The 12,712-nt window shown below is 71.5% G+C and carries 14 protein-coding genes; 5 read left to right on the top strand and 9 right to left on the bottom strand.

From position 1 onward, the window contains the following. Nucleotides 1-42 precede the first annotated feature (42 nt). Nucleotides 43-669: a winged helix-turn-helix transcriptional regulator gene (locus QF034_RS33205; protein WP_307178385.1), complete on the bottom strand. Its 627-nt coding sequence runs from the start codon at nucleotides 667-669 to the stop codon at nucleotides 43-45. An 85-nt stretch (nucleotides 670-754) separates the two neighbouring features. Between QF034_RS33205 and QF034_RS33200 the strand changes: the two genes are divergently transcribed. From QF034_RS33200 to QF034_RS33190, 3 genes are all read left to right on the top strand, one after another. After that, complete coding sequence (locus tag QF034_RS33200; RefSeq protein ID WP_307178384.1) at nucleotides 755-1,963, top strand: pyridoxal phosphate-dependent aminotransferase; 1,209 nt, start codon at nucleotides 755-757, stop codon at nucleotides 1,961-1,963. 85 nt (nucleotides 1,964-2,048) lie between these two features. After that, entirely contained in the window at nucleotides 2,049-2,681 is a 633-nt protein-coding gene (locus tag QF034_RS33195) for a hypothetical protein (RefSeq protein ID WP_307178383.1), read from the top strand. Nucleotides 2,682-2,746: 65 nt separating this feature from the next. Continuing rightward, a complete protein-coding gene (locus tag QF034_RS33190; protein WP_307178382.1) occupies nucleotides 2,747-3,169 on the top strand; it encodes an acyl-CoA thioesterase in 423 nt (140 codons plus the stop codon). On the opposite strand, the gene QF034_RS33185 is transcribed toward QF034_RS33190, so the two are convergent. The 8 genes from QF034_RS33185 to QF034_RS33150 form a co-directional block, all read right to left on the bottom strand. Beyond that, nucleotides 3,166-4,836 (bottom strand): serine/threonine protein kinase, encoded by a 1,671-nt coding sequence (locus QF034_RS33185; RefSeq protein ID WP_307178381.1) that lies wholly within the window; start codon nucleotides 4,834-4,836, stop codon nucleotides 3,166-3,168. The two genes, QF034_RS33190 and QF034_RS33185, sit on opposite strands and share 4 nt — an antisense overlap. A 93-nt stretch (nucleotides 4,837-4,929) precedes the next feature. Further along, nucleotides 4,930-6,318, bottom strand: coding sequence for a nucleobase:cation symporter-2 family protein (locus tag QF034_RS33180; protein WP_307178380.1), 1,389 nt, complete (start codon nucleotides 6,316-6,318; stop codon nucleotides 4,930-4,932). A 222-nt stretch (nucleotides 6,319-6,540) separates the two neighbouring features. Further along, nucleotides 6,541-7,920, bottom strand: coding sequence for an 8-oxoguanine deaminase (locus QF034_RS33175; protein ID WP_307178379.1), 1,380 nt, complete (start codon nucleotides 7,918-7,920; stop codon nucleotides 6,541-6,543). 118 nt (nucleotides 7,921-8,038) lie between these two features. After that, entirely contained in the window at nucleotides 8,039-8,962 is a 924-nt protein-coding gene (gene pucL / locus QF034_RS33170) for a factor-independent urate hydroxylase (RefSeq protein ID WP_307178378.1), read from the bottom strand. A gap of 6 nt (nucleotides 8,963-8,968) precedes the next feature. Further along, entirely contained in the window at nucleotides 8,969-9,337 is a 369-nt protein-coding gene (gene uraH / locus QF034_RS33165) for a hydroxyisourate hydrolase (protein WP_307178377.1), read from the bottom strand. Between the two features lie 36 nt (nucleotides 9,338-9,373). Beyond that, nucleotides 9,374-9,883 (bottom strand): 2-oxo-4-hydroxy-4-carboxy-5-ureidoimidazoline decarboxylase, encoded by a 510-nt coding sequence (uraD, locus tag QF034_RS33160; protein ID WP_307178376.1) that lies wholly within the window; start codon nucleotides 9,881-9,883, stop codon nucleotides 9,374-9,376. A 158-nt stretch (nucleotides 9,884-10,041) separates the two neighbouring features. After that, the gene (locus QF034_RS33155; RefSeq protein ID WP_307178375.1) at nucleotides 10,042-10,410 is read right to left on the bottom strand and encodes a helix-turn-helix domain-containing protein; all 369 of its coding nucleotides are present in this window, start codon (nucleotides 10,408-10,410) and stop codon (nucleotides 10,042-10,044) included. After that, entirely contained in the window at nucleotides 10,407-10,658 is a 252-nt protein-coding gene (locus QF034_RS33150; RefSeq protein WP_010039055.1) for a YkoF family thiamine-binding protein, read from the bottom strand. Before QF034_RS33150 ends, QF034_RS33155 begins: the two co-directional genes overlap by 4 nt. 252 nt (nucleotides 10,659-10,910) lie before the next feature. On the opposite strand from QF034_RS33150, the gene QF034_RS33145 reads away from it, so the two are divergent. Next, on the top strand, nucleotides 10,911-11,732 hold the full coding sequence (locus tag QF034_RS33145; protein WP_307178373.1) for a TIM barrel protein: 822 nt from the start codon (nucleotides 10,911-10,913) through the stop codon (nucleotides 11,730-11,732). A gap of 26 nt (nucleotides 11,733-11,758) precedes the next feature. Further along, the gene (locus QF034_RS33140; RefSeq protein WP_307178372.1) at nucleotides 11,759-12,649 is read left to right on the top strand and encodes a 2-hydroxy-3-oxopropionate reductase; all 891 of its coding nucleotides are present in this window, start codon (nucleotides 11,759-11,761) and stop codon (nucleotides 12,647-12,649) included. Nucleotides 12,650-12,712: the final 63 nt, after the last annotated feature.

Here is a 12,712-nt window from a genome sequence, read left to right as displayed (position 1 = left end):
CCCGCGGGCCTTCTTCATGCCTGCCGGAGGGCCTCGGCGAGGTCACGCCTCGCGGAGCGCCTTGGCGAGCGTGCCCTCGCCGCTCACCTCGACCCGGCCCTCCCGCACGGCCCGGGCCAGGCTCAGCTCCCCCCGGCTGAGCGCCGTACACGTGCCGGTGTCCAGGACCAGGCGGGCGTCCGGCTCGCCGGGGGCGGGCCCGTCGCCGTACACGGGCCCCTCCTCGGCGCCGGCGCGCAGGTGGAACTGCCCCTCCTCCAGGCGGACTTCGACGAGCCCCTCCCCGTCCAGCAGGCGCAGCAGGGGCAGGGCGAACCAGTGCGCCCGCACCGCGTCCGTCGGCCGCCGCTCCCCGAGCTCCGCCCGGCCCCACTCCCCCAGCGCCTGGAGCACGGGCAGCAACTCCCGTCCCCGGGAGGTGAGTTCGTAGACGTACGCCGCGCCGGGCGGGGGCAGCCGACGACGGGTCGCGAGGCCGTCGCGCTCCATGTCCTTCAGCCGCGAGGCGAGTACGTCCGTGCTGACGCCGGGCAGGTCCGCGTGCAGGTCGGTGTAGCGGCGGGGACCGGCGAGGAGCTCCCGGACGATCAGGAGGGTCCAGCGGTCGCCGACGACGTCGAGGGCGCGGGCGGCGGAACAGTACTGGTCGTAGCTGCGGCGAGGTGGCATGCGACGCAGTCTAGACAAGTTGTTGGACTTTCCAAGCGGCTACTTGGTAAAACCAAGCAACACAGTCGGCGAGGGGAAGCAGCGCATGGAGTTCCGGCAGTCGAGCAAGCTGAGCGAGGTCTGTTACGAGATCCGCGGCCCGGTGATAGAGCACGCCGACGCGCTGGAGGAGGCCGGTCACAGCGTGCTGCGCCTGAACACCGGCAACCCCGCCCTCTTCGGATTCGAGGCGCCGGACGAGATCCTCCAGGACATGATCCGGATGCTGCCGCAGGCGCACGGCTACACCGACTCGCGCGGCATCCTCTCCGCCCGCCGCGCGGTCGCCCAGCGCTACCAGACGCTGGGCCTGGAGGTCGGCGTCGACGACGTCTTCCTCGGCAACGGCGTGTCCGAGCTGGTCTCGATGGCCGTGCAGGCGCTGCTGGAGGACGGCGACGAGATCCTCATCCCCGCCCCCGACTTCCCCCTCTGGACGGCGGTGACGACCCTCGCGGGCGGCAAGGCGGTCCACTACCTCTGCGACGAGCAGGCCGACTGGTACCCGGACCTGGACGACATGGCGTCGAAGATCACGGACCGTACGAAGGCCGTGGTCATCATCAACCCCAACAACCCCACCGGCGCCGTCTACCCGAAGGAGATCGTCGAGGGCATCCTCGACCTCGCCCGGCGGCACGGCCTGATGGTGTTCGCCGACGAGATCTACGACCAGATCCTCTACGACGACGCCGTGCACCACTCGGCCGCCGCGCTCGCCCCCGACCTGGTGGTGCTCACCTTCTGCGGCCTGTCCAAGACGTACCGCGTGGCGGGCTTCCGCTCCGGCTGGCTGGTGGTGACCGGTCCGAGGCAGCACGCGAAGGACTACCTGGAGGGCCTCACCATGCTGGCCTCCATGCGGCTGTGCGCCAACGCGCCCGCCCAGTACGCCATCCAGGCCGCGCTCGGCGGCCGGCAGTCCATCCGCGACCTCACCGTGCCGGGCGGCCGGCTGCGCGAGCAGCGCGACGTGGCGTGGGAGAAGCTGAACGAGATCCCCGGCGTGACGTGCGTGAAGCCGAAGGGGGCGCTGTACGCGTTCCCGCGCCTCGATCCCAAGGTGCACAAGATCCACGACGACGAGAAGTTCGTCCTGGACCTCCTGCTGCGGGAGAAGATCCAGGTGGTCCAGGGCACCGGTTTCAACTGGCCCACCCCCGACCACTTCCGCATCCTGACGCTCCCGTACGCCGACGACCTGGAGGCGGCGATCGGGCGGATCGGGCGGTTCCTCGGCGGGTACCGGCAGTAGGCGCGATTGTCAGTGGCGGGTCGTAGCCTTCCAGCAGGTGGGGCGAGTGCCCCGGGCCCTGTCCCGTGCCGGAGAGGAGCGCGCCGTGACCCGACCGCCGACCGCCGCGCAGCGGCGGGTCATCGACGCCGCCGACCCGGTGACCGGCCGGCTGCGCGGTACGGAGGCACAGCTCGCCGCGCTGGTGAAGCGGGGGCTCGCCTTCCGGCACCCGCGGCCGCCGCACGATCACTTCCTGACGCCCGAGGGGCACCGGGTACGACAGGGCGTCACCCAGGTGCCCGGGCCCGCCGCCGAGGCCCCCGCCACCGCCGGTGTGTTCGCCGCGCGCGTCGGGGGCGAGGAGGCGGCGGTGCCGGAGAGCGGCCCCGCGCGGCGCCGTGAGGTGCACAGCGCCTGGCAGGGGCTGCTGGAGCTGCGCCGGATGACCAACCCGGACGGCGCGGTGGAGCGGCCGTGCGGCTGGGAGCGTACGCATCTCGTGCAGGCCGCCGCACTCGCCCTGGAGGCGGCCGGACACCCCCCGGCCGGGCGGGGCGACGGGGGCTACCGGGTGCGGGAGACCCCGCAGCCGGAGGCCGTCGCCGTGTACGAGCCGGACGGCGAGGCGCTGCGGACCTGCGCGGTCACCCTGGAAGGGGCAGGCTGGCAGGTGAGCGAGCACCGCGAGCCGCGCACCGGGACCCGCTATCTCCTGGCCTCGCCCCGCCGGGCGTGATGAGCATGCCAAGATCGGTGGATCGTTGCGTACGCCACGCGTGCCCGGTGTGAGAAGGGAAGCCCATGAGCGAGCCGTTTTCCGTCCCGGTGACCGTCCGCGGTTACGAGACCGACGTGCAGGGTCATCTCAACCAGAGCGTGTACCTGAACTACGCGGAACACGCCCGCTGGTCGTTACTGCGGGCCGCGGGGGTCAGCCAGTCCGAACTCATCGGCAGCGGTGTGGGCCCGGTCGCCCTGGAGACGACCATCCGCTACAAACGCGAGCTGCTCGCGGGCGACGAGGTCGAGGTGACCTGCGCCTTCGCCTGGGGCGAGGGCAAGACCTTCCGCATCGAGCAGACGGTCCGCAAGACCGACGGCACGGTGGCGGCCGAGATCACGGCGGTGGGCGGCCTGCTGGACCTGGAGGCCCGCAAGCTGGTCCCGGACCCCCGGGAGTGCTTCAGGAAGCTGGCGTCGGACCCGGGCCTGTTCGGGCTCTAGGCCGCCTTCTTCCAGACGGTCATGTCCACCATGAGGGAGCCGAGCTCCGGCAGCGCGGTCGACTTCGTCTGGACCACGAGCAGGGCGATGTCCCCGGACGGGTGCTTGACGCAGATCTGACTGTCGGCCGCCACCGAGGCCAGCGTCCAGCGGTGGCGGTCGGCGGCGCCGAGCAGGAGCCGGCACTCGTCGAGGGAAACCGCCTCGTCGGTGAACATCTGGACGAAGACGCTGGTGTCACTCTCCAGCTCGCAGCTCGGGTTCTCACAGTTGAAGCGGATGTCTCCCTTGCGGTCGTCGCGCCAGAGCGGCCTCTCCAAGCTGAGCGAGGTCTTCGCAGTCAGCAGCAGTGACGCCTGCGTGGCGACCTGCGGTGACTTGGACGCGGCCGGGGAGGGACGGGACGCTTCCGGAGTTCCGCCGCCCGCCTCCGCCCCCGACGCGGGCCCGGATGCCGAGGGCGCCCCCGCCGACGACTCCGGTGCGGACGAGCGTCCGGACTTCCCCGGGCCGGGCGTCGACGGTGCGCCCGCCACCCAGTCGCGGAATCGGTTCCCCGCGTCGGTGACCGTCCAGACCAGGCCGGTCAGCACCAGCGCCCCCGCCGTCACGGCCACGGTCGTGATCAGGGCGGTACGGCGTCTGCGCGCCCGTCTCTCCTGTGGCCCCTGCGGCCGCGTCTGCGGCTGCGTGACGACCAGCGGCTGCATGTGCACCCTCGTCGGGTCGGCGGTCGCCGGGGAGACCCAGGTGGCGTCGAGGGCCTCCGGGGAGGGGACCGTCACCTCCGGCCCCATGACGTCCCGCCAGACGGCCGGGCCCGCGCCCGCGTCGGCGTCCGCGCCCAGCCCCTGCCGGCACCACTCGACGATCTCCGCCAGAGCGGCCCGGTCCTCCGGGGCGGCGGCCAGGCAGCGGGCGATCAGCGGACGGAGCTGCTCGGGCAGCAGGGACAGGTCGGGTTCGTCGTGCACGATCCGGTACAGCACCCCGACCGCGGAGCCGTCCCCGTACAGCGGCCGGCCCAGCGCCGCGAACGCCGCCGTCTGGCCCAGTGCGAAGACGTCGGTCGCCGCCGTGACCTCGCCCCCGGACGCCTGCTCGGGAGCCATGAAGTGGGGGGTGCCGACGGTGGCGCCCGTGACGGTGTGCGAGGTGAAGTCGGCGGCCAGCGAGATGCCGAAGTCGATCACCCGCGGCCCGTCGGCGGCCAGCAGCACGTTCGACGGCTTGAGGTCGCGGTGCACGATGCCCACGCCGTGGATGGCCTGCAGCGCCTCGGCCACCCCCGCCATCAGCCACAGCACCGCGGGCACCGGCAGCGGTCCGCGCCGGGCCACGGCCTCCGTCAGGGACGGGCCGGGCACGTACAGCGTGGCCGCCCAGGGCGGGGTGCCGTCCGCGTCGGCGTCGATCAGCTCGGCCGTGTACGCGCCCCGGACCCGCCGCGCCGCCTCGACCTCCCGGCGGAACCGGCGCCGGAAGGCCGGGTCGTCGGCCAGCTCCGGACGCACCACCTTGATCGCCACCGGCCGGCCGCCCTGCGTGTGCGACAGATAGACCCGGCCCATGCCGCCCGCGCCGAGTCGAGCCACCAGGCGGTACCCGGCCACCATGGGCGGATCGTCCGCCTGCAACGGCCGGAACACCTCGGTCGCGTGGTTCATCGGTCCGTCTCCCCCTCGTCCCCTGCCCCCCGGTCAACGGTGAGTTGACCGAGGCAGAAGCCTAAGCGGAGTTCGGAGCTGTGTGCGCCGGTCTCACGGTGCCGCCGGGGCCCGGGGGGCTCCCGTGATCTCCTCGCCCGCCTCCATCGGGTGGGTCACGTCGTGGGCGTCCCGGTCGCGTGGGCCCAGGTGGTTGAAGACCAGGTTCAGCAGGACCGCCGCGACGCAGCCCGTCGAGATGCCCGAGTCCAGGACGATCCGCGCCGTCTCCGGGAAGGCGTGGTAGAACTCCGGCGCCGTGATCGGGATGATGCCGACGGCCAGGGAGACGGCCACGATCAGGACGTTGTTGTCCTTCTCCAGGCCGGCCCGGACCAGGGTCTGGATGCCGCTGGCCGCCACCGAGCCGAACAGGACCACGCCCGCCCCGCCGAGCACCGGGCGCGGTACGACGGCGATCAGCGAGGCCGCCATCGGGCACAGGCCCATCAGCACCAGGAAGCCACCGCCGGCCGCGACCACGTACCGGCTGCGGATCCTCGTCATCGCGACCAGGCCGATGTTCTGCGCGAAGGCGCTGCACATGAAGCCGTTGAACAGCGGGCTGATCGCCGAGCCGAGGGTGTCGGCGCGCAGGCCTGCCGCGATGGTCTTCTCGTCGGCCGGGCGGTCGACGATCTCGCCCAGCGCCAGCATGTCGGCGGTCGACTCGGTCATCGACACCACCATCACCACGCACAGGGAGAGGATCGCGGCGAGCTGGAACTGCGGGGCGCCGAAGTGGAAGGGCGTGGGGAAGCCGATGACGGCCGCGTCCGCGACCGGGCCGAAGTCCGTGGCGCCGAACGGAATCGCGATCAGCGTGCCCGCGACCAGACCGAGCAGCACGGCGATCTGCTTGACGAAGCCCCGGGTGAAGCGCCGCAGCAGCAGGACGACGACGAGGGTGCCGGCGGCCAGCCCCAGGTTGGTCGCCGAACCGTAGTCGTGCGCCGCCGGGTCGGGGCCCTGCGCCCAGCCGAAGGCGACCGGCAGCAGCGAGATGCCGATCAGGGTGATGACCGTGCCCGTCACCACCGGCGGGAAGAAGCGGACCGCCTTGCAGAAGACGGGGGCGGCTATGAAGCCGAGGAGTCCGGCGACGATGACCGCGCCGAAGATGATCGGCAGGGCGTCGGACTTGTCCTCGGTGGAGGCGACGATCGCGGTCATCGGGGCGACACCCGCGAAGGTGACGCCGTTGACGAACGGCAGCCGGGCGCCGATCTTCCAGACGCCGATGGTTTGCAGGAACGTGGCGAGGCCCGCGGTGAACAGGCAGGCGCCGGTGAGGAAGGTCAGGTCGGTGGCGGTCAGGCCGATGGCCGCGCCGACGATCAGAGGTGGGGCGACGACTCCCGCGTACATCGCGGCCACATGCTGGAGGCCGGTCGTCGCCATCTTGAGCGCGGGGAGTTTTTCGTCAACGGGGTGGTCGGCCACGGCGGCTTCCCTCCGGTCGGTTACACGGCTGCGCCAGATGACGGCCGTGGGTGTCAAGGAGGTGGTGCTGGTGGTCGTGCGGGACCGGACATGCGGGACGGGGGGTGGCCGTTCCGGGGCGCACGCGTGCACGCGCGCCCCGGAGACGACCGCCGTGGACCCCGCTCGGGTCCGCGGCCACCGGCCGGGAGCCGTCCCTCCCGGCCGGAGTCATCGGGGGGTTCAGCCCGTCGCGGCGATCCTCGCCAGCCGCCGGGCCTCGTCCCGCGTGGCGCGGGCGATGGCGTCCTCGTCGGCCGTGAGCAGCCGCCCGTCCTCGACGATCTGCCGGCCGTTCACGAAGGAGGCGGTGACCGGTGCTGCCGCCCCGAAGACCAGGGCGGTCACCGGGTCGGCGATGGAGGAGTGGGCGAGCGTGTCCAGCTTCCACAGCACGAGGTCGGCGAGCTTGCCGGGCTCCAGGGAGCCGGTCTCCGCCGCCCGGCCCAGCACCTGGGCGCCGCCGTAGGTGCCGAGGCGCAGCGCCTGACGGGCGTTCAGGGCGGCCTCCTTGTGCGCGCCGAGGCGGTTGATGAGGAGGGCGTTGCGCAGCTCGGTGTGGAGTTCGCCGGACTCGTTGGAGGCGGTGCCGTCGACGCCGAGGCCGACCGGGACGCCGGCCGCGAGCATGTCGGGGACGCGGGCGATACCGGCGGCGAGGCGGGCGTTGGAGGACGGGCAGTGCGCGACGCCGGTCCTCGTCCGGGCGAAGGCGGCGATGTCGGAGTCGTTCATGTGGACGCAGTGCGCCATCCACACGTCCTCGCCGAGCCAGCCGGTGGACTCGAAGTAGTCGGTCGGGCCCATGCCGAACAGTTCGTGACAGAACTTCTCCTCCTCCACGGTCTCCGAACCGTGGGTGTGGAGCCGTACGCCGAGGCGACGGGCCAGCTGGGCGCCGTCCCGCAGCAGTTCGGTGGAGACGGAGAAGGGCGAGCAGGGCGCGACGGCGACCTGGGTCATCGCGTCGAAGGAGGAGTCGTGGTGCTGCCGGACGGTCTCCTCGGTGGCGGCCAGCGCGCCGTCCAGGGTCTCCACGGCGAAGTCCGGGGGGAGGCCGCCGTCCTTCTCGCTGCGGTCCATGGAGCCGCGGGCGAGGGTGAAGCGGACGCCCATGTCGCGGGCGGCGCCGATGATCGCGCCGGACAGGTCGCCGGAGCCGTGGGGGAAGACGTAGTGGTGGTCCATGGCGGTGGTGACGCCGCCGCGGGCCATCATCGCGAGCGAGCCCTGGGCCGCCGCGCGCACCATCGGCTCGTCTATGCGCGCCCAGACCGGGTACAGCGCGACCAGCCAGTCGAAGAGGTTGTGGTCCGTGGCCAGACCACGGGTGATCCACTGGTAGAAGTGGTGGTGGGTGTTGATCAGTCCGGGGGTGACGAGGTGACCGGAGGCGTCGATACGGCGTACGACGTTCTCCAGGCCCTCGGGGGCCTTGCCCGCGCCGAGCGACTCGATGCGGTGGCCGGCCAGGACGACGTGCCCGGAGGCGTACTCGGTGTCGCGGGCGTCGACGGTCGCGATCGCACAGTTGTCGATGACGATGCGCTGGGCTGCTGCCATGGTTCGTCCTTTGCGCTGAGAGGGAGGGCACGGCAGGACCCGGGGAGTTTGAGTGCCGTGGCCGGGGAGAAGGGTTCCCCGGCCACGGGTGCCGAAAGAGGGAACGTCAACAGGGACGTCAGAGGTTGGTGAGGTCCACGGGGATCTTCGCCTCGCAGCCGTCCCGCAGGATCGTCGCCTCGATCAGGCCGTAGGGACGGTCGGCCGCGAAGTACACCTCGTTGTCGTTCTTCAGCCCGAACGGCTCCAGATCGACCAGGAAGTGGTGCTTGTTCGGGAGGGAGAAGCGGACCTCGTCGATCTCGCTGCGGTTGTCGATGATCCGCGCGCCCATCTGGTACAGCGTCTGCTGGAGCGAGAGCGAGTACGTCTCGGCGAAGGCCTGGAGCATGTGCTTCTTCGTCTGCTCGTAGGAGTTCTCCCAGTGGGGCATGCGCTGGTCGTCGTCGGTCCAGTTGAACCGCCAGCGGCTGGAGACCTGGGTGGCCAGGATGCGGTCGTAGGCCTCCTTCAGCGTCGTGTACTTGTCCTTGACGTAGCCCCAGAACTCGGAGTTGGTCGAGTTCATCACGACGAGGTCCTTCAGGCCCGAGATGACCTCCCACGAGGAGCCGTCGTAGGTGATCTGGGTCAGCCGGACCTCCTGGCCCTTGCGGACGAAGGAGTGCCTGACCTCGTCGGCGCCGCTGAACCGCGAGTCGGCGTCGGGGGCCTCGATCCGCTCCCAGGCGTACTCCTCGATGCGGATCCGGGCCGTCCTGATCGGCTCCTGGGAGGTCACGAAGTGGCGGGCGAGGTGGATGCCGAACTGCTCGGCGGACTCGATGCCGTGTTCCTTGGCGAACGCGTACACCGTGTTCTTGGTGGTGTCGGTGGGCAGGACGTTGGCGTTCGAGCCGGAGTAGTGGACCTCTTCCATGTCGCCGCTCAGCGACACGGAGACGTTGAGGTCCTTGATGTGGTGGGTGGCGCCGTCCCGCGTGATCTTGACGACTCGGTTCTCGGCCTTGCCGTACTGGTTCTGTCCCAGAATGGTGGGCATGAGTAGCTAGCTCCCTCGGTATACGGAGTAGCCGAACGGGTTGAGCAGCAGCGGTACGTGGTAGTGCTCCCCGGGCGTCACGGCGAAGGTGATCGCCACCTCGGGGAAGAACACGGAACCGCTGTCCCGATTCGCGGGGGCGTCCTGCTGCGCATCGGCTTGCTTCTTCTCGAAGTACGGCTCCACCGCGAAGTCGAGCCGTACGTGGGTGGTCCCCTCCGGCAGTGCCGGGAGGTCCTTGCACCGGCCGTCCGGGTCGGTCGCGGAGCCGCCGAGCGCCTGCCAGTCGGCCGCACGCCCGCTGCGGGCGGAGAGCCGGACGGCGACGCCCTTGGCGGGGCGGCCGACGGACGTGTCCAGGATGTGCGTGGACACGGAGGCGGTGGCGAGGCGGAGGTGCTCATGCTGCGGTCAGTCCTCTTCGACGAGTCGGGCCAGGCGGATGCGGTTGATCTTCCCCAGTTCGGTGCGGACGATCTCCCGCTCCCGCTCCGGCGTGTTGCCGAGCCGTTCCCTGACCGCGTCGCGCATCTGCTCGCCGGTCCGGCCGGTGGCGCAGATCAGGAAGACATGGCCGAACTTCTCCTGGTAGGCGAGGTTCAGCTCCAGCATCTCCGCCTTGAGCTCGTCGGAGGCGCCGGCCATGCCGCGCTGTTCCCGGGCCGAGGCGGGGTCGCCGGGTTTCGGGCGGCCGATGGGCGGGTGGCCGGCCATCGCCTGCGCGAGGTCCTCTGCCGTCAGCTCCGCCATGGCGGCGTCGCTCGCGACGTACAGGGCCTCGGGGGTGGCGTAGGGGCGGGCGGCGAGCAGGCGTTTCGCCCACGCCGTGGAGGCGCACGCCTCGTGGAGCGCGGTGAAGGCCGCGTGCTCCTCGAGAGCGTTGAACCGGGCCAGGCCCGGCGGCATGGAAGTGGACGTCACGGGAGCCTCCGTGGCCGGTACGGCCTTCGTGCTGAACGGGCGTGCCGATAGCTAACGCCCTCCCGCGACAGCCCGTCAACAGTTTGTTGAAAATTCCGCGTGACGAAACCCGGCGAGGCGGTGAAACCGGACCAGGGGGCGAAACCGGGCGAGCCCGGTCAGGCCCCCTTCTCGCGGTTGAGGTAGTTGTAGACGGTGAAGCGGCTGACGCCCAGGGCGCTCGCCACGGTCTCCACCCCGTGCCGTACGGAGAAGGCGCCGCGCGCCTCGAGTATCCGCACGACCTCCTGTTTGGCCTTGCGGTCAAGGTCGGCCAGGGGCATGCCCTTGCGGCGCTCCATGGCGGCCAGGATGTGGTCGAGGGAGTCAGCGAGCTGCGGCAGCCGTACGGCGACGGCGTCGCGGCCCTCCCAGGACAGGACGACGTCGTCGGGGCCGGCCTCGTCGGGCGGGATCATCTCGCCGCCCATGGCGTCGACCAGGGGCTTCACGGCCGCGATGAACGGCTCGCCCCCGGCGCCGCTCATGCCTCGTCCTCCTCGATCACGTTGACCTGGAGGGAGACCCGGGTGGCGCCCGCCTCCAGGGTCTTGCGGAGCAGTGCGTCCACGGCGGTGAGCACCGCGTCGGCACCGCCCTCGGCGGTGTTGCCGAACGGGCCGACGTCCACGGCGTCCAGTTCGGCGGCCTCCACGACCTCGCGGGCCACCAGCGCGTGCGCGGGTGCCTCGTCGAGGTCGAAGGGCTCGGTGGTGAACTCCACTCTCAGTCGCATGCTGCCCCCAGAACCGTCGTGACCCGAGCGACCCTAGCCGACGCCTCCTGGCCTCACCCTCAGTGTCGCGACCGCGCTCCCGGCCCGGAAGGCCGAACGCACCGAGCGGATGCCCGGATACGCCTTCCCGCCACCCGCCCCGCGGGGCCCGCCTCCCGTCCCCTTGACAAGCCACGACGCCCGACGGCAGTCTTCCGGTAAGCAGAAAGCAACTTCCACAATGCGAAACACAGCGGAAGGGAGCGCGGCCCGATGGGATTCGCAGACCAGCGCTTCAACGTCAACCTGTCGATCCTCTTCACGGAACTCCCGCTCCTGGAGCGCCCCGCGGCCGCCGCCGCGGCCGGCTTCACGGCGGTCGAGCTGTGGTGGCCCTGGATCGACTCGCCCACCCCTGAACAGTCGGAACTCGACACGCTGAAGAAGGCCGTCGAGGACGCGGGCGTCCGGCTCACGGGCCTCAACTTCTACGCCGGCCGGCTGCCCGGCCCCGACCGCGGCGCCCTGTCGATCCCGGGCGAGGAGTCGGAGAGGTTCCGCGCCAACATCGACGTGGCGGCCGGCTTCGCCGCATCTCTCGGCTGCACGGCGCTCAACGCGCTGTACGGCAACCGCGTCGAGGGCGTGGGCCCGGCCGAGCAGGACGCGCTCGCGCTGGAGAACCTGGCGCTCGCGGCCCGGGCCGCCGACCGGATCGGCGCGGTCCTGCTGATCGAGGCGCTCAACCAGCCCGAGTCGCCGTCGTATCCGCTGGTGTCGGCACCGGCTGCGGTCGCCGTCGTCGACAAGGTCAACGCCACGACGGGGCTGGGCAACGCCCGCTTCCTCATGGACCTCTACCACCTGTCCATGAACGGCGAGGACCTGCCGCGGGTGATCGAGCGGTACGCCGCGAAGACCGGCCACGTCCAGATCGCCGACAACCCGGGCCGCGGCGCCCCCGGGACGGGCGCGCTGCCCCTGGAAGACCTCCTCGACCAGCTGACCAAGGCGGGTTACGACGGCTGGGTCGGCCTCGAGTACAAGCCGGGCGACCGCCCGAGCGCCGAGGCCTTCGACTGGCTGCCCCGCTGATCCCCGCACCGAAAGGCACCCCCATCATGAGCAACCTTCCGAAGATCGCCTGGATCGGCCTCGGCATCATGGGCTCCCCCATGTCCGAGAACCTCGTCAAGGCGGGCTACGACGTCACCGGTTACACGCTGGAGCGGGAGAAGCTGGACCGCCTCGCCGCCGCCGGCGGCACCGCCGCCGGTTCGATCGCCGAGGCCGTGCGGGACGCCGACGTCGTCATCACGATGGTGCCGGCCTCCCCGCAGGTCGAGGCCATCGCCTACGGCCCCGACGGCATCCTGGAGAACGCGAAGCCCGGCGCCCTGCTGATCGACATGTCCTCGATCACCCCGCAGACCTCTCTCGACCTGGCGAAGGCGGCGAAGGACAAGGGCATCCGCGCCCTGGACGCCCCCGTCTCCGGCGGTGAGGCCGGCGCGATCGAGGCGGTGCTGTCCATCATGGCCGGTGGCGAGCAGGCCGACTTCGACCAGGCCAGGCCGATCTTCGAGGCGCTCGGCAAGACCATCGTGCTGTGCGGCCCGCACGGCTCCGGCCAGACCGTGAAGGCCGCCAACCAGCTGATCGTGGCCGTGAACATCCAGGCGTGCGCCGAGGCCGTGGTCTTCCTGGAGAAGTCCGGCGTGGACCTGAAGGCGGCCCTGGACGTCCTGAACGGCGGCCTCGCCGGCTCGACCGTGCTGACCCGCAAGAAGGACAACTTCCTCGGCCGGGACTTCAAGCCGGGCTTCCGGATCGACCTGCACCACAAGGACATGGGCATCGTCACGGACGCCGCCCGCAACGTCGGCGCGGCCCTGCCCGTCGGCGCCGTGGTCGCCCAGCTGGTCGCGTCCCTGCGCGCGCAGGGCGACGGCGGCCTGGACCACTCGGCGCTGCTGCGGGCCGTGGAGCGGCTCTCCGGCGCGCAGATCTGACGCCCTCCCGACTCTCGTACGCCGGGTCTCCCCCATACCCCGGGCGGCGCCGCCGCTGACATG

It is taken from the genome of Streptomyces africanus, from assembly GCF_030816955.1.
GTDB lineage: Bacteria > Actinomycetota > Actinomycetes > Streptomycetales > Streptomycetaceae > Streptomyces > Streptomyces africanus.
The sequence above is the reverse complement of the archived record's forward strand: the minus strand, read 5'-3'. Positions and strand labels throughout refer to the sequence as shown.

What these genes read in the sequence shown, in the direction of transcription:
- QF034_RS33200 (WP_307178384.1), top strand. Translation starts at nt 755, where the DNA reads ATGGAGTTCCGGCAGTCGAGCAAGCTGAGCGAGGTCTGTTACGAGATC.
- QF034_RS33155 (WP_307178375.1), bottom strand. Translation starts at nt 10,410, where the DNA reads ATGAGCGGCGCCGGGGGCGAGCCGTTCATCGCGGCCGTGAAGCCCCTG.
- QF034_RS33150 (WP_010039055.1), bottom strand. Translation starts at nt 10,658, where the DNA reads ATGCGACTGAGAGTGGAGTTCACCACCGAGCCCTTCGACCTCGACGAG.
- QF034_RS33185 (WP_307178381.1), bottom strand. Translation starts at nt 4,836, where the DNA reads ATGAACCACGCGACCGAGGTGTTCCGGCCGTTGCAGGCGGACGATCCG.
- pucL (WP_307178378.1), bottom strand. Translation starts at nt 8,962, where the DNA reads ATGCCCACCATTCTGGGACAGAACCAGTACGGCAAGGCCGAGAACCGA.
- QF034_RS33190 (WP_307178382.1), top strand. Translation starts at nt 2,747, where the DNA reads ATGAGCGAGCCGTTTTCCGTCCCGGTGACCGTCCGCGGTTACGAGACC.
- QF034_RS33145 (WP_307178373.1), top strand. Translation starts at nt 10,911, where the DNA reads ATGGGATTCGCAGACCAGCGCTTCAACGTCAACCTGTCGATCCTCTTC.
- QF034_RS33140 (WP_307178372.1), top strand. Translation starts at nt 11,759, where the DNA reads ATGAGCAACCTTCCGAAGATCGCCTGGATCGGCCTCGGCATCATGGGC.
- QF034_RS33175 (WP_307178379.1), bottom strand. Translation starts at nt 7,920, where the DNA reads ATGGCAGCAGCCCAGCGCATCGTCATCGACAACTGTGCGATCGCGACC.
- QF034_RS33205 (WP_307178385.1), bottom strand. Translation starts at nt 669, where the DNA reads ATGCCACCTCGCCGCAGCTACGACCAGTACTGTTCCGCCGCCCGCGCC.